Origin of the sequence: Dietzia sp. MNB45, from assembly GCF_051994785.1 — a bacterium.
GTDB lineage: Bacteria > Actinomycetota > Actinomycetes > Mycobacteriales > Mycobacteriaceae > Dietzia > Dietzia kunjamensis.
Map to the genome: position 1 here is coordinate 3,562,569 of NZ_CP163397.1, position 17,558 is coordinate 3,580,126.

Annotated in this window: 17 protein-coding genes; 11 read left to right on the forward strand and 6 right to left on the reverse strand. The window is 71.3% G+C overall.

The window, feature by feature from the left end; translation table 11 throughout:
• Positions 1-24: 24 nt before the first annotated feature.
• Together AB5G72_RS17100 and AB5G72_RS17105 are read left to right on the forward strand one after the other, a co-directional pair.
• Positions 25-801, forward strand: a complete 777-nt coding sequence (locus AB5G72_RS17100; protein ID WP_120285529.1) for a MerR family transcriptional regulator — start codon at positions 25-27, stop codon at positions 799-801.
• 167 nt (positions 802-968) lie between these two features.
• Complete coding sequence (locus AB5G72_RS17105) at positions 969-1,556, forward strand: dihydrofolate reductase family protein (protein ID WP_440220516.1); 588 nt, start codon at positions 969-971, stop codon at positions 1,554-1,556.
• A 3-nt stretch (positions 1,557-1,559) separates the two neighbouring features.
• Here AB5G72_RS17105 and AB5G72_RS17110 read toward each other — a convergent pair whose 3' ends face one another.
• The gene (locus AB5G72_RS17110; protein ID WP_440221522.1) at positions 1,560-2,960 is read right to left on the reverse strand and encodes an MFS transporter; all 1,401 of its coding nucleotides are present in this window, start codon (positions 2,958-2,960) and stop codon (positions 1,560-1,562) included.
• Positions 2,961-3,110: 150 nt separating this feature from the next.
• Positions 3,111-3,452: a transglycosylase family protein gene (locus tag AB5G72_RS17115; RefSeq protein WP_067713017.1), complete on the reverse strand. Its 342-nt coding sequence runs from the start codon at positions 3,450-3,452 to the stop codon at positions 3,111-3,113.
• Positions 3,453-3,718: 266 nt separating this feature from the next.
• Here AB5G72_RS17115 and AB5G72_RS17120 point away from each other — a divergent pair, with 266 nt between their 5' ends.
• Both AB5G72_RS17120 and AB5G72_RS17125 read left to right on the forward strand, forming a co-directional pair.
• Complete coding sequence (locus tag AB5G72_RS17120) at positions 3,719-4,597, forward strand: alpha/beta fold hydrolase (protein ID WP_440220517.1); 879 nt, start codon at positions 3,719-3,721, stop codon at positions 4,595-4,597.
• 96 nt (positions 4,598-4,693) lie between these two features.
• Positions 4,694-4,903, forward strand: a complete 210-nt coding sequence (locus AB5G72_RS17125; RefSeq protein WP_067713023.1) for a DUF2945 domain-containing protein — start codon at positions 4,694-4,696, stop codon at positions 4,901-4,903.
• Positions 4,904-4,951: 48 nt separating this feature from the next.
• Here AB5G72_RS17125 and AB5G72_RS17130 read toward each other — a convergent pair whose 3' ends face one another.
• Positions 4,952-5,416, reverse strand: a complete 465-nt coding sequence (locus tag AB5G72_RS17130) for an SRPBCC family protein (RefSeq protein WP_069389847.1) — start codon at positions 5,414-5,416, stop codon at positions 4,952-4,954.
• A 151-nt stretch (positions 5,417-5,567) separates the two neighbouring features.
• Here AB5G72_RS17130 and AB5G72_RS17135 point away from each other — a divergent pair, with 151 nt between their 5' ends.
• The 3 genes from AB5G72_RS17135 to AB5G72_RS17145 are packed head-to-tail and all read left to right on the forward strand — an operon-like array spanning position 5,568 to position 9,366.
• On the forward strand, positions 5,568-6,611 hold the full coding sequence (locus tag AB5G72_RS17135; RefSeq protein WP_440220518.1) for an ABC transporter substrate-binding protein: 1,044 nt from the start codon (positions 5,568-5,570) through the stop codon (positions 6,609-6,611).
• Between the two features lie 48 nt (positions 6,612-6,659).
• Entirely contained in the window at positions 6,660-8,240 is a 1,581-nt protein-coding gene (locus AB5G72_RS17140) for an ABC transporter permease (RefSeq protein WP_163376935.1), read from the forward strand.
• Positions 8,233-9,366: an ATP-binding cassette domain-containing protein gene (locus AB5G72_RS17145; RefSeq protein ID WP_185951647.1), complete on the forward strand. Its 1,134-nt coding sequence runs from the start codon at positions 8,233-8,235 to the stop codon at positions 9,364-9,366. The genes AB5G72_RS17140 and AB5G72_RS17145 overlap by 8 nt, the downstream gene beginning before the upstream one ends.
• Before the next feature lie 258 nt (positions 9,367-9,624).
• Here the strand turns inward: AB5G72_RS17145 and AB5G72_RS17150 are convergent, their stop codons facing one another.
• Together AB5G72_RS17150 and AB5G72_RS17155 are read right to left on the reverse strand one after the other, a co-directional pair.
• Positions 9,625-10,458: an SDR family NAD(P)-dependent oxidoreductase gene (locus AB5G72_RS17150; RefSeq protein ID WP_120285536.1), complete on the reverse strand. Its 834-nt coding sequence runs from the start codon at positions 10,456-10,458 to the stop codon at positions 9,625-9,627.
• Positions 10,455-12,041 carry an NAD(P)-binding protein gene (locus AB5G72_RS17155; RefSeq protein ID WP_185951649.1) on the reverse strand — a complete coding sequence of 529 codons (1,587 nt, stop codon included), beginning with the start codon at positions 12,039-12,041 and terminating at the stop codon, positions 10,455-10,457. Before AB5G72_RS17155 ends, AB5G72_RS17150 begins: the two co-directional genes overlap by 4 nt.
• Positions 12,042-12,131: 90 nt before the next feature.
• Here AB5G72_RS17155 and AB5G72_RS17160 point away from each other — a divergent pair, with 90 nt between their 5' ends.
• The 4 genes from AB5G72_RS17160 to AB5G72_RS17175 all read left to right on the forward strand — a co-directional run bounded on the left by AB5G72_RS17160 (position 12,132) and on the right by AB5G72_RS17175 (position 16,632).
• Positions 12,132-13,169, forward strand: coding sequence for an AraC family transcriptional regulator (locus AB5G72_RS17160; protein WP_440220519.1), 1,038 nt, complete (start codon positions 12,132-12,134; stop codon positions 13,167-13,169).
• A complete protein-coding gene (locus AB5G72_RS17165; RefSeq protein WP_120285539.1) occupies positions 13,166-13,822 on the forward strand; it encodes a TetR/AcrR family transcriptional regulator in 657 nt (218 codons plus the stop codon). Before AB5G72_RS17160 ends, AB5G72_RS17165 begins: the two co-directional genes overlap by 4 nt.
• 251 nt (positions 13,823-14,073) lie before the next feature.
• A complete protein-coding gene (locus AB5G72_RS17170; RefSeq protein WP_440220520.1) occupies positions 14,074-15,063 on the forward strand; it encodes an AurF N-oxygenase family protein in 990 nt (329 codons plus the stop codon).
• Positions 15,064-15,072: 9 nt separating this feature from the next.
• Positions 15,073-16,632 (forward strand): FAD-dependent oxidoreductase, encoded by a 1,560-nt coding sequence (locus AB5G72_RS17175; RefSeq protein ID WP_440220521.1) that lies wholly within the window; start codon positions 15,073-15,075, stop codon positions 16,630-16,632.
• A 68-nt stretch (positions 16,633-16,700) separates the two neighbouring features.
• Here the strand turns inward: AB5G72_RS17175 and AB5G72_RS17180 are convergent, their stop codons facing one another.
• Complete coding sequence (locus AB5G72_RS17180; RefSeq protein WP_440220522.1) at positions 16,701-17,501, reverse strand: hypothetical protein; 801 nt, start codon at positions 17,499-17,501, stop codon at positions 16,701-16,703.
• Positions 17,502-17,558 lie beyond the last annotated feature (57 nt).

Here is a 17,558-nt window from a genome sequence, read left to right on the forward strand (position 1 = left end):
GGGTCAAGCCGCTACCGTTGGGTTGTGCAGTACTCGATCAGCCAAGTCGCCAAGATGGCCGGCGTCTCAGCCCGGACCCTGCGGCACTACGACGAGATCGGTCTGCTCGCCCCGGCAGCGGTTTCCTCCAACGGCTACCGCTGGTACGGCCGGAGCCAGCTGCGCCGGTTACAGCGCATCTTGCTGCTGCGCGATCTCGACGTCTCGCTTCCGCAGATCAACGCCATTCTCGCGGGAGATGACGGCGAAGCCTCCGCGCTGCGTCGCCACCTGATGCTCGTTACCGCTGAGCGAGACCGCCTCGACCGGATCGCTGCCACGATCGTCCGTACCCTGGACGACCTCGAAGGCGAGGACCGCCTGCCTGATGAGGAGTTCTTCCGGGGACTGGACGAGGAACGAGCACAACTTGCCGCCACCCTTCAGGAACGATTCGGAGACGCTGCCGCCAGCACCCTGCAGATCGCGGCCGCTCGCACGGCACATTGGACCAGGAGCGACTACGACCAGGCAGCGGCCGACGGCCGGGAGCTCTACGGCCGCCTATCCCGCACACGTCAGTCCGGCGTCGACCCCGCCTCACCACAAGCGCTCGACATCGTTGCGGAGCACTACGAAGCCGTCCATGCCATGTGGCCCGTCGATCCCGCGGCCTACCACGCTCTCGCTGACCTGATCGAGAGCGACCCCCAGCAGCGAGACGTCGTGGGGGCCGAAGATCGCCACCTTGCCCCATGGCTGGCAGCCGCCATCCGCGCCTACGCCATCCACCGCCTCGACTACCGTCGCCCCTCAGACTGAGACGGGACATTCGTGCGCTACTGGCGCCAGGCTTCTGGTGTGGACACGTCCAGGACATGAAGCGCCAGGCCAGACCCCGCTTCCCGCCCGCGGACTCTAGATAACGATCGTTTTCAGGCCCCGCGTGCGGGCGTACTCTGGCAGACCCGCGCGTGAGGAGCCCGCCCGTGAGCCGATTGATCTACACCGCCTTCGTCTCGCTCGACGGCGTCGTCGAGGCCCCCGGCGGCGAGCCCGGGTACCACAACACCGGCTGGACGTTCGCGGTCGACTTCGACGAGGACGTCTACTCGATCAAGGCCCGCGAACAGGACGAGGCCGGCGCGATGATGCTCGGCCGCGTCAGTTACCAGGCGTTCTCCGCCGTGTGGCCGCAGATGGACGACGAGTTCCCCCGCTACAACGCCATGCCCAAGTACGTGGTGTCCACGACGTTGGCCGAGAGTGACCTTGTCGAGGGATGGGGGACGACGACGATCCTGCGCACGCTCGACGAGGTGGCCGCGGTGAAGGAGGCCGAACCGGCGCCGATCCTCGTGCACGGGTCGGCGACGCTGGCTCGGACCCTCTCCGACGCCGGGCTCATCGACCGTTATCACCTGCTGGTGTTCCCGTTCGTCCTCGGCGCCGGCAAGCGCATGTGGAGCGAGACCGACAAGCCCCGGCAGAAGCTGGAGTTGGTCGAGAGCGAGGCGTACCCCAACGGTGTGCAGAAGCTGATCTACGACGTCGACGGATTCGACCCGGGCGTCTGAGATCTAGCGGGCCGCGCCGCGGGAGACCTCGGGCATCGTCACCGCCGACACCGCGCCGATCACCCCGAGCACCGCGAGGAAGATCAGCGCCCACTGCACGCCCAGCACCGCGAGCGCCGAGCTGATCCCGCCCACCACCAGCAGGATGATCCCCATGGCCGTGTTGCCCACTGCCACGTAGGTGGTCCGGAGATCGCCCTCGGCCACGTCCACCACGTAGGTCTTGCGGCCGACGCGGACGCCGGAGTGCAGCAGCGTGAGCAGGAAGTAGGCCCCGACGAACACCGTGGCCCCCAGTGCCGACCCGCCGTCGAAGCCCGGGATCGAGACCGCGAGCACCAACGCGACCGCCACCGCCGACGCGGCCGTGGCGGCGCCCGCCATGAGCAGTCGGCTCGACCGGTCGGCCAGGCGCCCGAAGACGCGCCCCCCGATCAGTGACGCCACGCCCGAGGCGAGGATGAACCCACCCAACCCGGCCAGCGCCCCGGAGCCCGAGGCGACCGACATCGACACGATGAACGGCGGGCTCAGCGAGGACACCAACAGCAGGCCGCGGACGGTCACGAACTTGCGGAACGTGGCGTCGTCCCGGAACAGCCGCGCCGCGTCCGCGAACCACGTCGTCGACTCCTCCGACGCGCCGCCGGCGGCCGCGCCGTGGTCCTTCGCCGCGCCGTGGTCGTTTGTCGCGCCGTGGTCCTTCGCTCCCCGGCGGAAGCGCCCCTCGCCGGCCGGTTCGACCACGCGGGAGTACGTCGACGCCGAGAGCAACCACAGCACCGCGCCCGCCACCAGCAGGAACGCCAGTTCGGTGCTGTCGAGGTCGCCGCCGCCGAGGATCCGGATGGCCAGGCCGAGCGTGATCGCGACCAACCCCGCCGCCGACGTGGCCAGCCCGATGATCTGTCCGCGCTCCCCCGACGGGATGGTGCGGCCCTGCACGTCCTTCGACGCGATCGAACACAGGCAGCGGCCCAGCGAGAACACCACGAGCGCGACCAGGATGCCGACGCCCGCCGCCGTCCCGTGCCCGAGGGCGGCGATCGCGGCCATTGCCGCCACCGATGCCGCCTGCACCAGCGCGCCCGTGACGAACACCCACTTGCGGCGGCGCACCCGCACCACCAGCGGCGTGAGGAAGGCCTGCGGCAGCATCGACCCGGACTCCCGGATCGGCACCAGCAGGCCGACCAGCGCCGCCGGCACCCCGAGCACGTGGAACAGCCACGGCAGCACGGTCGATGCGTTGACCGTCTGGTCACCCGAGGACTGCAGCGTGTTGGCGGCCACGAGCCTCAGCCCGTTGCGCGGAAGCTCGCGGCGGACGACGTCGGGGAGGTCGCGCTCGGCGTCGGCATCGCGGGTGACGAGGCGAGAATAGAAGCGTTCGGCGGTGGTCACCATTCAAGAGAATAGCGGCCCGCCCGCCGGGGCATCCGGGCCCCTTCGCGGCCTCGCACAGACGGCGACCGGCGCCGGGGGATCACCCCGGCGCCGGTCGCGTGCTCTCTGTGCGTGTCCGCCCGGATCAGGCAAGCGGACGCGCGCAGATCAGGCGAGCGGGCCGCCGCAGTTCGGCCACGCGCCCGGGCCCTGGCCCGCGAGCACGCGTTCGCCGATCTGGATCTGCTGCTCGCGCGTGGCCTGGTCGGCCGTCGCGGCGAACTCGCCGCCGCCGTAGCCGCTCCACGTCTGGGCCGCGAACTGCAGGCCGCCGTAGTAGCCGTTGCCGGTGTTGATGTGCCAGTCGCCACCGGACTCACACTGCGCGACCTGGTCCCACGCGCTCGGCGGGGCCGCGTTCGCCGCCGGAGCGGCCAGTGACGCGCCCCCGGCGGCGATACCGCCGGCCATGATCGCGCCGGTCAGGGTTCGTACGAGCTTCTTCTGCATCTCCGTGACCTCCTGTGGATCTCGTGTCGTGCGTCGATCTCCTGTCGCGGCGGCCGACACTACGAACCGACCGGCGGGCCCCCGCAACCCCCTCCGCGGGTCCGGGGCCGGGGCCGAGCAGCACACGGGGGCACGGCGGGGACGGATCATTGCTGGTCACCGCACCGGTTCGGCGGGATCGACGCCAGGCGGGACCGGTCGCGTGAGAAGGCTCACCTCGTCGTCGTCGACCCGCCGGATGTCCAGGCACCCCTAGGCTCGTCGACATGACCGAACACCGGGTGGACATCGACGGCCGCACGGTGGCCGTGCACGAGTGCGGAGATCCCGCGGGGGCGCCGCTCATCCACTTCCACGGCACGCCGGGATCACGGCTCGAGGCGGACTTCGGGGCCAGGCTCGCCGAACGGGCCGGCGTCCGCGTCATCGGATTCGACCGACCCGGGTACGGCCGGTCGGACGCAGGGCCGATCAGCCTGGCCGGCGTCACACGTGATGTAGAGGCGATCGCCGACGCCCTGGGCCTCGGGAGGTTCGCGGTGTCGGCGTGGTCGGGGGGTGGGGCGTTCGCGCTGGCCACCGCCGCGGCGCTGCCCGGGCGGGTGCTGCGGGTCGGGGTCTCCGGTGGTCTCGCGCCGTACGAGGGCAGGCCGGGCGCACGGGAGTCACTCACGCCGAACGACCTCGACGCGCTGTCGCACCTGCCCGACGACCCGGCCCGGGCGGCGGAGGTGTTCCGCACCGGCAACTCCGACTTCCTCGACGCGATGCTCTCGGTCCGCGACGACGAGGCGGCGCCCTGGGTCGACTGGATGTTCGCGGCCAGCGACCCGGCCGTGGTCGCGGACCCCGACGCCCGACACGCCCTGTTCGTCAACTTCCGCGAGGCGCTGCACCGGGGCGCCGACGCGATCGCGTGGGACAACGTCGCGTTTGTGGGGCCCTGGGGTTTCCGGGTCGAGGACATCGCCGCGCCGGTGCTGCTCTGGTACGGCGACGACGACGAGATCGCCCCACCCGACCACGGGCGATGGCTCGCCGCGCATATGGGCTCGGCCCACCTGACGGTCTACGAGGGCCAGGGGCACCTGCTGCCGCTGGCCCACTGGGACGAGATGCTGCGCGCGCTGACCGCGCCGGCGTGAGCGCGCCCGCGTGAGTTCGCCCGTGTGAGCTCGCCCGCTCGAGCTGGCGGGAGAGATGGCCGTGCACTCCCGCCGCCCGGCGCACATACTGGCCGCATGAGTGACTACACGAAGGGCGACCACGTCGAGTGGAACTCCGAGGCCGGGATGGTGCGCGGCGTGATCCGCGAGATCCACACCGAGGACGTCGAGTTCAAGGGGCGCATGCGGCGCTGCAGCACGGACGAACCGCAGTACGAGATCGAGAGCGACAAGACCGGTCACCTGGCCATGCACAAGGGCTCGGCGCTACGGAAGATCGACTGACGCGACTGCGGCGAGGCTGCGGTGCGCTGCGGCCGGGCGCCGCGGCGGTCAGCCGGAGACGGCGGAGGCGAGGTTGGACAGCGAATCCTCCATCTGCTGCTCCGACACCAGCGGGAACGACACCTTCTTGAGTACGTCCTTGTCCGTGACCTTGGACCAGTCGTAGGTGTGACGCACCAGCGTGGAGTCCGGGCCCTGCGCCTCGAGCTCCCAGACCCACTCCCAACCCTTGGGGTCGGTGCCGGCGGGTGCGGGCTGCCACGCCAGGATCTTGTCCTTGCCGAATCCGGTCACGTGGTTGTCCATGCGGTACTCGCCGCCCATGTGCTCGCCCTCCATGTCCATGGAGAAGACGTCGCCGACCTGCTGGATGCGGTCGGACTTGTAGTCGCCCCGGACGAAGCCCGACCCGTCGAGACGGGCGTGGTTCTCCGGGTTGGAGAGGAACTCGAAGATCTCGGCCGCCGAGTGGTCGATCACGCGCTCGACGGTGATGGCAGTGGAATTACTCATGACCCCACCGTGCACCCCGGGACAGCGGAACGCATCCGGTCGGTCGTCCGCTCCGAATTCACCGTGGATTCACCCCGATAGCCCCAGCCCGACCGATGCGGGTGCCAGGATGGGATATCGATTCGAAGGTCCTAGATTGGGAGTGGTCGCTGTGTCGAGGTCTGTTGGTCGCCGGGCGGTTCTGGCGTCGGTCGCGGTGTTCGCGGCCGGCGCCCTCGGATTGGCGGGCTGTTCCGAGCCCGCCACCACGGGCTCCGGCGAGACGTCCGACTCCGCGGCCGCGTCCGGGGAGGTCACCCTGTACACCTCGGAACCCCAGGCCAAGATCGACGAGATCATCTCCGCGTTCAACGAGGAGCAGCCGGACATCGAGGTGAAGGTCTTCCGTGCGGGCACCGGCGACCTCAAGGCCCGCATCGAGGCGGAGCGGAGCACCGGCGCGGTGGCCGCCGACATCCTGCTCGCGGCCGACGTCCCGACGTTCGAGCAGTACAAGGACCAGGACCTCTTCCAGGAGTTCGAGCCGAGCGAGGCCGACGCCATCGAGGATGTCGCCGTCGATCCGGACGGGTTCTACGTCGGCACCCGCATCATCCCCACCGTGATCGCCTACAACACAGGTGACGTCACGGACCCGCCCACGTCCTGGGCCGAGTTGGCCGAACCGGAGTACCTCGACCGGATCATCCTGCCCAACCCGGACGTCTCCGGTGCGGCCGCCTTCAACGCAGCGGCGTGGAGCCTGCAGCCCGACCTCGGCGAGGAGTGGATCAACCGGCTCGGCGCCAACAACCCGCAGGTCGCCGAGTCGAACGGCCCCGTCTCCCAGGCCGTCGCCGAGGGATCCAAGCCCTTCGGCATCGTGGTGGACTACCTGGTCCGCGATCTCGCCGCGCAGGGCTCGCCCATCGCCGTGAGCTACCCGAGCGAGGGCGTCCCCTACATCACCCAGCCCGGCGCGGTCTTCGCCGACGCCCCGAACCCCGAGGCCGCCAAGCTCTTCCTCGACTTCATCGTGTCCCAGAAGGGCCAGCAGATCGCGGTGGAGCAGAACTACCTGCCCGTCCGTGACGACGCCGGAACCCCCGGGGGCGCCCCGGCGCTCACCGACATCACGCTGTTCGACCAGGACCTCGAGGCGATCGCCGCCTCCCAGGACGAGGCCGTGGCCACCTTCAACGCCGCCGTCCGGTAGGTGACGCTCCCCCTCCGGCTGGCACTGTGGGCGTCCCTCGCGGGCGTCATGGTCGTGCCCCTGGCCCTGGTCATCTCCCTGGGGCTGGGGGCGAACCACCTCCCTGAACTCATCGAGCAGGGCCTGCTCCGCGCCACCGCCAACAGTCTCGTCAGCTCACTGCTCTCGGCGATCGGGGCGGTCATCATCGGCACGCTGATGGCGTTCCTGCTCGACCGCACCGACCTGCCCGGTCGCGGCGCGCTCCGACTGTTGCTGCTCACCCCGCTGTTCATCCCGCCGTTCATCGGCGCCATCGCGTGGAGCGGCCTGCTCACCGACGGTGGCCTGGTGGACCGGGTGCTGGGGTTCTCCCCGTGGAACTTCTACGGCGGGCCCGGGGTGGTCTTCCTCCTCACCCTGCACGCCTACCCGATGGCCTACTTCGTGGTGGCCGCGGCGCTGCGCAGGATCCCCGCCGAACTGGAGGAGGCGAGCCGCCTCTCCGGTGCCCGGCCGTCGCGGACGCAGGTCGACATCACGCTGCCGCTGATCCGCCCGGCCATGGCGGCGGCGTTCACCCTGACCTTCGTCAGCGGGATCGGCGACTTCGGCATCCCCGTCATCGTCGGCCTCCCGGCCGGGTACGAGACGCTCTCCACCATGGTCTACCGGTTCCTCGAGTCGGGTTCCGTGGCCTCACCGCTGCAGACCGTCTCCCAGATCGGGGTGGTGCTGCTCCTGCTCGGCGTGCTGGGCACGCTGCTGGACCGGCAGGTCACCAAGGGGTCCGTGGAGTTCGGCGGCACCGGACGTCCCGCCGACCCCCAGGCCCTCGGCCGTGCGCGCGTCCCGCTCGGGGTGATCGCGTGGGTCGTCAGCGTCGTGGTGACCCTCGCCCCGCTCGTCGGGCTGGCCGTCCGGGCGCTCCTGCCCGCCCCGGGGGTCCCGCTCACCCTTGAGACCGCGACCCTGGACAACTTCCGCCGCGCGCTCACCGCCTCGACCACCATCGACGGCGTGACCAACTCCGTGGTGCTCGCGCTCGGCGCCGCCGTGGTCTGCGGCGTCCTCGGCCTGCTCGTCGCGCTGTTCACCACGCGGTTGGCCGGTCGTGACCGGGAGCCGATGCTCCTGTCGGTGCTGCTCCCGCAGGCCGTGCCGGGCCTCGTGATCGCCACCGGGTGGCTCATCCTCGGCCGCTACACCGGGCTGTTCAACACCCGCTGGGTCATCCTCGGCGCGTACGTCACGGCGTTCACGGCGATCGTCGTCCAGACCGTCCGCGGACCGCTCGCGGGGATCCACTCGTCGATGGAGGAGGCCGCGCGGATCGGCGGGGCGAAGGCGCTGCGCTCCCGCCTCGACACCAGCGTGCGCCTGGCGTTGCCGTCGGTCGGGATCGGCATGATCATGGTCGCGGTGACGGCGGTCCGCGAACTCACGCTCTCGGTCCTGCTCGTCGCGCCCGGCACCCAGACCCTCGGCGTGGTGATCTTCCAGTACCAGCGGGCGGGGGACTACAACGCCTCCTCCGCCCTGTCCGTGGTCCTCATGGTGGTGGGCCTGCTGGTCCTGGCCGCCTTCGGCGCCCGCTACAGCCGACCCGCCACCGGGTCCGAATCCGCACCCAGGAGTATCCGTGCCTGAACTCGTCGCCCACGGCGTCGGCGTCCGCTTCGGCGAGACCGTCGCCCTCGACAACCTCGACGTGCGGGTGGACTCCGGCCGGATCCTCGCGCTCGTGGGGCCGTCCGGGTCCGGCAAGTCCACCTTCCTGCGCGCCATCGCCGGATTCGAACGACCCACCGCGGGAACGATCCGGGTCGGCGACAGGACCCTGGTCGGCGACGGCATCCACCTCCCGCCCGAGGAGCGGGGTCTCGGCATGGTCTTCCAGCACCACGCCGTGTGGCCGCACCTCAGCGTGGAGGACAACGTCGCCTACCCGCTGCGGCGTGCGAAGGTCCCGGCCGCCCGGCGGCGCCGACTCGTCGCGGAGGCACTCGAGACCGTCGAACTGGGCGACTTCGCCCGTCGTCGCCCCGACACCCTGTCCGGCGGCCAGCGGCAGCGGGTCTCGCTCGCCCGGGCGATCGTCGCGCGGCCGGGGGTGCTGCTCCTCGACGAGGCCCTGTCCGCACTCGACGAACCCCTCCGCGCGTCCCTCCGACTCATGCTCCGCCGGCTGGCCGCCGAGCACGACCTCACGATGGTCCACGTCACCCACGACCGCGGTGAGGCACTGGCGATCGGGGACGAGGTGGCCGTCCTCCACCGGGGCCGGCTGGTGCAGTGCGACGTGCCCGACCAGCTCGATGCCGCCCCGAACAGCGCGTTCGTCGCGGGCTTCCTGCACGATGCCACGCTCGTCGACGGGACCGTCTCCGGTGACGGGTTCCGTTCCGACACCGGCGGGATCACCCTGCGCCCCGACGCGCTGACCGGCCCCGCCGGGTCCGTGACGGGCCCGGCGACGCTCGCCCTCCTGCCGGGCGGGCTCGCCCTGAGCACTCCCGGCGCCAGGGTCGAGACCGCGGCCGGATCAGGATTCGGGCCGGGGGTCGGGGCAGGTCCGGGGGTCGGGGCCGGGCCCGACCGGATCGGCGCGGAGTTCGTCACCTCGCTGTACGGCCGTAGCGGTCGGACCGTCATCTGCCGGCACGGGGACATCGAGCTGCGGGTCCTCGTGCCGACGGGCACCGCCGTGCCGACGCGGGTGGGCGAGGCCGTGGGGATCGACGTACGCCGCGGGTTCGTCTACCCACGCGACTGAGACGGGAGCCCGAGCCCACGGACCCGAACCCCGGGCCCACAGCCCACAGCCCACGGCCGCGGGCCCGGGCCCGGGCCGCGGGGCTCATGGGGTCGATCAGCTCCTGGTTGTCGTCACGCAGGTCCACGGCGCACCACTGAGGGGAGCGGGTGATGATCTTGTCCGGCCGAGCAGAGGAATTCGCCTGTATCGCCCGAGTGGCTCTGCGCGAAATCCTCTGCTCGGCCGCAGTGGGCCCGTCCCCGGACCCGGGCCAGGTCAGCGGCCGCGCGCCACGACTCTGCCGATGAGGCGCGTCGAGCCCAGGAAGGGCACGCGGGTGAAGCGCTTGGAGTACCAGAAGAACGTCGCCAGGGCGTCGGGCGTGATCACCACTCGCCGGGCCTCGATGCCACGCACCGATCGCCGCGCGATGATCTCCGACGTCAACCGCGTCCGCGACAGCAGCTTGCGTGCCATCTCGTCCGCCCGCGCGTCCTCACCGGACAGGGAGTCCGCCAACCCGGACCGGAAGAACTGCGGGCAGATCACCGACGTCGACACCCCGCGGGGCCGGAGCTCGGCGTCCAGGGTCTCCCCCAGCGCCACCGCCGCGGCCTTGGTCGCGTTGTAGGCGCCCATCTGCGGAGCGTGCACCAGGCCGGCGGCCGAGGCGGTGATGACCAGACGGCCCCCACGGCCGAGTTTCGGCGCGAGCGCCCGGCAGCCGCGCACCACCCCGAGCAGGTTGATGTCCACGATCCGCTGCCACGCCTCCATCGAGGTGGAGCCGAGCGCACCGCCGATCGCGATCCCCGCGTTGTTGACGAGGATGTCCAGCGACTCGATCTCCTCCGCGGCGGCCCGCCAGTCGTCATCCGAGGTGACGTCGACCCGGCGGTACGTCCACCGCCCCACCAGTTCCTGCACGGCGGGCGGGGGCTCGGCGTGGACGTCCGTGAGGATCACCTCGTCCCCGAGTGCCAGGTACTCCCTGGCCAGCGCCAACCCCAACCCCGACGCGGCACCGGTGATGAACACGCGCCTGCCACCACCGTCGGCGACCGCCCGCCCGGACCGTTCGGCACTCTTCCGTGGGAGAAATCGGCTCATGCGGTGGCCACCTCGTCGTCGTAGTCGTCTTCGTGATCCCGTGCGTCCTCGACCTGCCCACCGTCGCGGCCGACGCCGACCGCCTCGCGCCCACGGCGCGCGTCGGTGAGCTCCACCCGGTCCCCGAACGCCATCTCGCGGCGCTGGTCACCGAAGGCAAGCTCGGGGATCTCCACCAGGAAGTTCTGGACGTAACGCCACGGGCGGGTCGTGCCCTGCTTGGGGAACTTGTGGCCGTCACGCTGGATGTACCCGGCGTCGAAGTCCAGCAGGAGCTGGTCGGCGGGCCCGGCGGGAGGGCGCGGCGCGTACACCGACTCGCCCGCCTTCCAGAGCTTGACCATGTACCGGGAGACCAGATCCGCGCGCAGTGTCCAGGACGAGTTGATGTAGCCGACCGTGAAGCTGAAGTTGGGCACTCCCGCCAGCATCATGCCGCGGTAGGTCGCCAACCTCGGGACGTCCAGCGCCTCGCCGTCGATGCTCAACGTGCCGCCGCCGAACGCCTCGAGCCGCAGGCCGGTGGCGGAGATGATGACGTCGGCCTCGATCTCCTCACCCGACCGCAGACGGATCCCGGCCGGCGTGAACCGGTCGATGTGCCCGGTGACCACCCGTGCGCCACCACGCTGGATCGCCCGGAAGATGTCCCCGTCGGGGGCCTTGCACACACGCTGGTCCCACGGCCGGTACGGCGGCGTGAAGTGCTCGTCGATCTGTTCGGACGAGATGTAGCGCCTCTGCATGAGCCGCAGCCCGGCCTTGAACAGCCAGGGCAGCCGCTGTGCGATGACGAACTGGGCGGTGTCCCGCGCACCGTGGTTGAGGCGCGCCGCCCGGTAGCTCCACGGGGCGGGCAGCAGTCGGCGCCACACCGCGCTGATGAGGTCCTTCTCCGGCAGCGGGCCGACATAACTGGGGGTGCGCTGGAGCATGGTCACGTCCGCGCCCAGCTCGGCGAGCGCCGGCACCAGCGTCACGGCCGTCGCGCCCGACCCGATCACCACGAACTTCCGGCCGGTGTAGTCGAGGTCGGCGGGCCACTGCTGGGGGTGGATGATCTCGCCGCGGAAATCCGCCTCGCCGGGGAACTCGGGGCGGAACCCCTCTGCGTGCGAGTAGTAGCCGGAGCCGAAGTGCACGCGCCGCGCCCACACGATGCGTTCGCCGTCCTCGGTGACGCAGGTGATCCGGTAGAGCTGGTGGTCACTGCGCCAGTCCGCGTCGGCGACCCACGAGCGCAGGTGCAGGCGGTCCAGCGCGCCGGCCTCGCGGGCGGTGTCGCGGAGGTACTCCTTGATCTCCGCGCCGCTGCCGAGGGTCGAGGCGTGTGGCCAGGGCCGGAACGGGAACCCGAAGGTCGCCATGTCCGAGTCCGAGCGGATGCCGGGGTAGCGGAACGTGTGCCACGTGCCCCCCAGGTCGTCATGGGCGTCGTGCATCTCCCATCGCCAGTCGGGGAACGCCTCGTGCACGTGGTGGGCCAGGTCGATGCCGGACAGGCCCGCCCCGACGATCAGCAGGTCCAGCGGGTCTCCGGGCGCTGCGCCCGGGCCGTCCGGACGCTCGATGGAATTGATCATGACCGGTACGGTATCCGCCGACGGCACCGCAGGCTTGCCGGAATGCGCCAATAAGTTGCTCGATCGCGCCAAGTGCCGCAGGGTGGTCCCATGGCGTTCATCCGATCGGCCGGCCTGCGCGGGGTCCGGCAGGTGGTCACCGAACTCGGCGGCGACCCCGACGACCTGGCCCGCCGGTCCGGGCTCCCCGCCGGCGCGCTCGACAGTGACGAGATCCTGGTGGAGGACCTGTCGATCGCCCTCCTGCTGGAGACCGCTGCCGCGGAGCTCCGGTGCCCCGACCTCGGACTGCGCGTCGCCGGGCACCAGGATCTCGACATGCTCGGCCCGGTCGCCGTGGCCGTGAAGAACGCCCGGACCACCACGCAGGCGCTCGAGATGACCTCCAAATACCTGTTCTTCCACTCCCGCTCGATCGAGATCACCGTGGTGCCCGATCCGCGCGACGAGGCCGACATCCTGGGGGTGCGGTTCGGCTACCGGGACCCCGGGCAGCTCATCCCGCCGCAGACGGTGGATCTCGTCCTGCTCTTCCTCCACCGCGCCATGCGCAGTGTGCTCGGCGGGGACTACGGCCTGGTGTCCGTCGACCTGCCCAACCCACTCAACACCGACGCCGCGCGGTACGAATCGCTCTTCGGCGCGCCGGTCACGCCGTCCACCCCGGCCGCGGTGCTGCGCGTACCGTCCGCCCTCCTGGGCCGCACCATCTCCGGCGGCGACGAGGCGGTCCAGCAGCTCGCCCTGCGGTACCTGGACCAGCACATCCCCGAGGACCGGCGGAACATGACCGAACGGACGCGGGCGGTCCTGCACCAGTCCCTCGACACCGGCACCTCGTCGCTGCCCCGGGTCGCAAGATTGCTCTCGGTCTCCCCCCGCACGCTGCAACGCGGACTGGCCGGGGAGGGCACGAGTTTCGCGACACTGCGGGACGAGGTCCGCCGCGACATCGCAGTGCGCCTGCTCACCACGACGGAGATCCCGCTGGCCCAGATCGCCTCGGCGCTGGCCCTCGGCGACGCCACGACGTTCAGCCAGTACGCGAGGCGCTGGTGGGGGATGACCGCACGCGAGTTCAGGCACGGGCACACGACCCCGCCCGGAGTGGGACAATCGCGCACATGAGCGACACCCCCGCGTCCGACCCGTTGGCGATGTTGCGTTCCGGGCGAAGCCTCCCGGACGGCACCTCGATGGACGACCCCATCCGGGAGCAGATCCTCGACGCGGCGTCCGCACAGTTCGAGAGCGTGGGGATCGCCCGGTCCACGATGAACGACATCACCCGGCGGGCCGGGCTGGCGCGGATGACGCTGTACCGGCGCTTCGCCAACAAGCAGGAACTGGTCGAGGCGACGCTGCTGCGCGAAGCCGCCTGGTTCCTCGCCGACCTGCAGCGGGAGATCGACGCCCACGCCACGGTGGAGGACAAGCTCACCGAGGGCTTCGCGTTCACCGTCGAGACGCTCCGCGACCACGACCTGCTCAACCGCCTGCTGGAGACCGAGCCGGAGGCGACCGTCCCGCACTTCACCGTGCAGGGGGCGCCGCTCATCACCGCCGCCGCACACTTCCTGGCCGCCGAGATCTCGCGGACCGTCCCCGACTCCCGCCCCTACGAGGAACTGCTCGTCGGGGCCGAGCTCACGGTCCGCCTCGTCATCTCGTTCGTCCTCACGCCGTCGACCGCCATCGATCTGGACGACCCGGAGGTCTCGCGGGCGTTCGCACGCACCCACCTGGGCCCGCTGCTCGGCGGTGGACTCGCCGAGGGCTGACCCGCACCGCCGTGCAGAGCCCCGCCGCGCAGAGTCTCGTCGCGCAGAGCCCCGCCGTGCGGAGTCTCGCCGCGCGGAGTCTCGCCGCGAGGATCCCCGCCGCGCAGATCTGAACCGAACCTCGTGAATGGTTGACGAATCGCCTCTGCGTGTCTAGCGTCAGGTACAAATAGATCGCGGATGTCACTCTGTCACCGTCGATCTGCAGTCCACGCTCCCGATCCACGAGTCGGGAACCGGAAGGATGAGCCATGACCGCTGTCGCCCCCTCCCCGTCGGCCACCACCGAGGAGTACGAGGACACGCTCCGGCGCCTGTCTCACGCCTCGGTCCACCGCAGCTTCGACGCCTTCAAGGACATCCCGTGGGACGACCCGGACTTCGCGGTGGACCCCACCGACGAGCGCTGGATCCTGCCCGCCGGGATCGACCCGCTCGGCGGCCACCCGTGGTACCTGGGGCTGCCCCGGGAGAAGCAGATCGCGATCGGCCTGTGGCGTCAGGCCAACATCATGAAGGTCGGCCTGCAGTTCGAGAACATCCTCATCCGCGGGATCATGCAGTACGTCTTCAAGAGCCAGAACGGCGCCGCGGAGTTCCGGTACCTCACCCACGAGGCCACCGAGGAGTGCCACCACACCCAGATGTTCCAGCAGGGCGTGAACCGCATCGGCGCCGACGTGCCCGGCATGCCGCGGTGGATCCGGCGGCTGTCCCCGATCATCCCGCTCGCCGCGGGCCCGTTCCCGGTGGCGTTCTTCATCGGCGTCCTGGCCGGTGAGGAACCCATCGACCACACCCAGAAGCAGGTCCTGCGCAACTCGGACACCCTGCCGCCGGTCCTGTCCCGGATCATGGAGATCCACGTGGCCGAGGAGGCCCGGCACATCTCGTTCGCGCACACCTACGTGGCGCGCAACGCCCCCAAGCTGAGCCGCGGCCAGGCGATGGCCGTCTCACTGGCCTTCCCCGTGATCATGCGGGTGCTGTGCGACGCGATCCTCAAGCCCACCAAGGAGTTCCGCGAGACGTTCGACATCCCGGACGAGGTCGTCCGCGAGCTGTACTGGGACAGCCCCGAGTCGCAGCGGTTCCTGTCGGACCTGTTCGGCGACGTCCGCAAGCTCGCCGAGGACTCGGGCCTGATGAACCCGGCCGCGCGGCGGGTGTGGAAGGCCCTGAAGATCGACGGGCGCCCCTCCCGGTACCGCGGCGAGCCGCCCGTGGCGTTCCGCGACTAGGCCGCCGACATGCCCCACGTCGTCACGCAGGCCTGCTGCGCGGACGCCTCATGCGTCCACGCCTGCCCGGTCAACTGCATCCACCCGACCCCCGACGAGCCCGACTTCGCCACCGCCGAGATGCTCTACATCGACCCGGTGTCCTGCGTGGACTGCGGGGCGTGCGTGGGGGCGTGCCCGGTCGGGGCGATCGTCCCGCACACCGCGTTGGCCCCCGAGCAGCAGGACTTCCTCGGGATCAACGAGGCACTGACCGGGGACGACCGGCCGAGCAGGCCCCAGGCCCGCGTCCCCACGATCGTCCGCCTCGGGCCCACCCGGACGACCCTGCGGGTCGCGGTCGTGGGAGCCGGCCCCGCCGCGCTGTACGCAGCCGACGAACTCCTCCGCCAGCCCGGCGTGGAGGTGACGGTGTTCGATCGGCTCCCCGTCCCCCACGGGCTCGCCCGACACGGGGTGGCGCCCGACCACACCAGCACCCGCGCGGTCGCGGACCTGTTCACCGCGATCGAGGAGCAGCCCGGGTTCGGCTACCGGCTCGGCGTGCACGTCGGCGAGGACATCACCGCCGAGGAGGTGGCGGCCCACCACCATGCGGTGGTGTACGCGACCGGGGCCGGGACGGACCGCCCCCTGGACATCCCGGGGGTCGACCTGCCGGGGAGCACGTCGGCCACGCGGGTCGTCGGGTGGTACAACGACCATCCCGACCACGCCGACGCCGACGTCCCGCTGGATCACGAGCGGGCGGTGATCGTCGGCAACGGCAACGTGGCACTGGACGTCGCCCGGATCCTGGCCACCGACCCGGAGCGGCTCGCGGGCACCCCCATCGCCCGCCATGCCCTCAAGGCGCTGCGCGGCAGCCGGGTCCGCGAGGTCGTGGTTCTCGGCCGTCGCGGCCCCGAGCACGCGGCGTTCACCCTGCCCGAGCTGGTCGGACTCGACGCACGGGAGGACATCGACCTGCGCGTCGACGCCCCCGACGGCATCGACCCGGACGCCGCGACCACCAGACAGGGCCGCCTGAAGCTGGAACTCCTTGCCCGGATCGCCGACCGGCCGAGCCGCGGGACCGCGGAGACGACCCCTCGTCGCCGGATCATCCTGCGTTTCGCCACCGCGCCCGTGGAGGTCGTGGGCACCGCGCGGACCGAGGGCCTGCGGGTCGTGCGCACCGAGCCGGTCGCCGACCCCGACGGCCGGGTCCGCGCAGTGCCCCGCCCGGGCTCCGAGGAGACCCTCGCGGCGGGCCTGGTCCTGGGCTCGGTGGGCTACCGCGGCGTGGCGGTGCCCGGGGTGCCGTTCGACCCCGCGTCCGCGACCATCCCCAGCCGCGAGGGCCGCGTCCTCGACGCCGCCGACGGCCGCGAGGTGCTCGGGCTCTACGTGGTCGGGTGGATCAAGCGGGGCCCACGCGGGTTCATCGGCTCCAACAAGACGTGCGCACGCGAAACGATCAACTCCCTGCTCGCCGACGCGAACGAGGGTCGCCTACCCACTCCGGGCCCGGCCGCGCGGTTCGAGGAGCTGCTCCGGAGCCGCCGTCCGGTCCCGGCGACCGTCTAGCCGTACCGAACCGTCTGGCTGTACCGAACCGTCCAGCTGTACCGCACCGTCTGGGTGTACCGACCCGCTCAGGCGGCCTGATCGGACGCGACCTGATCCGCGATGACCCTCGCGAGCCGCGCCAGCGGGGAGGCACCGTCGACGTCGGCTTCGTACAGAGCGGCGTACCCCGCGTCGCGATAGGTCAGCAGGGTGTCGGTGACGTCGTCGAGCTGACGGAGCAGATGGGGCGACCACAGTCCGGGATGCTCCACGACGTGCAGACGCAGGGCGAACCGGGTGCGGGTGTCGGGGAGGTTCTCGATCAGCTCGTCGTAGACCTGGACGGGCGTCAGGTCTGAGGCCCTCACGGCGCCGCGGAGCAGGCTCGACGGCTGCACGCCGCTCAGCGGATCCCCCGGCACGGACACCCAGTGGGTGCGATCGGGGATCGGTCCGCGACGCAGTCCCGCCACGCCCTGCCCACCCGGATCGGGCATGCCGGCGAGCCAGCGGTCGCGCGGTCGGAACGGGTCGGCGACCAACCCCACGGCGGCGACCCGGTCGAGGTCTTCCGGGTGCGAGTCCATCCAGTCGTGGATCACCCGGGTCCCGCAGCACGCACCGATGAGTACGAGGTCGTCGGACGGGTGGAGATGGACGAGACGGTTGAGGTCGGCCACCCCGGCCGCGGACGCCGATTCCCAGGTGTGCGACCGCCGGGGTCGACCCGACCCGGGCGCCGGCCACTGCACCCGAACGGCCTCCCGGGCACCTGTCCATTCAACGAGGTCGTCGACGAACCGGCCGAGGATGGCCGAGGGCTGGCGGTACCCGCCGTCGCTGTCCGCGATGAGTAGTCGCACGTGGTGGCCTCCCGCCCGTCTCACGGCCCGGCCGTAAGATTGATGTGACAACCTCATTGTCGTACGAACGGCTGACAAACA

Bases quoted from the DNA above. Each gene is read 5' to 3' on its own strand.
- AB5G72_RS17115 (WP_067713017.1), bottom strand. From the start codon at position 3,452: ATGCAGAAGAAGCTCGTACGAACCCTGACCGGCGCGATCATGGCCGGC.
- AB5G72_RS17120 (WP_440220517.1), top strand. From the start codon at position 3,719: ATGACCGAACACCGGGTGGACATCGACGGCCGCACGGTGGCCGTGCAC.
- AB5G72_RS17125 (WP_067713023.1), top strand. From the start codon at position 4,694: ATGAGTGACTACACGAAGGGCGACCACGTCGAGTGGAACTCCGAGGCC.
- AB5G72_RS17130 (WP_069389847.1), bottom strand. From the start codon at position 5,416: ATGAGTAATTCCACTGCCATCACCGTCGAGCGCGTGATCGACCACTCG.
- AB5G72_RS17140 (WP_163376935.1), top strand. From the start codon at position 6,660: ATGGTCGTGCCCCTGGCCCTGGTCATCTCCCTGGGGCTGGGGGCGAAC.
- AB5G72_RS17150 (WP_120285536.1), bottom strand. From the start codon at position 10,458: ATGAGCCGATTTCTCCCACGGAAGAGTGCCGAACGGTCCGGGCGGGCG.
- AB5G72_RS17155 (WP_185951649.1), bottom strand. From the start codon at position 12,041: ATGATCAATTCCATCGAGCGTCCGGACGGCCCGGGCGCAGCGCCCGGA.
- AB5G72_RS17160 (WP_440220519.1), top strand. From the start codon at position 12,132: ATGGCGTTCATCCGATCGGCCGGCCTGCGCGGGGTCCGGCAGGTGGTC.
- AB5G72_RS17165 (WP_120285539.1), top strand. From the start codon at position 13,166: ATGAGCGACACCCCCGCGTCCGACCCGTTGGCGATGTTGCGTTCCGGG.
- AB5G72_RS17170 (WP_440220520.1), top strand. From the start codon at position 14,074: ATGACCGCTGTCGCCCCCTCCCCGTCGGCCACCACCGAGGAGTACGAG.
- AB5G72_RS17175 (WP_440220521.1), top strand. From the start codon at position 15,073: ATGCCCCACGTCGTCACGCAGGCCTGCTGCGCGGACGCCTCATGCGTC.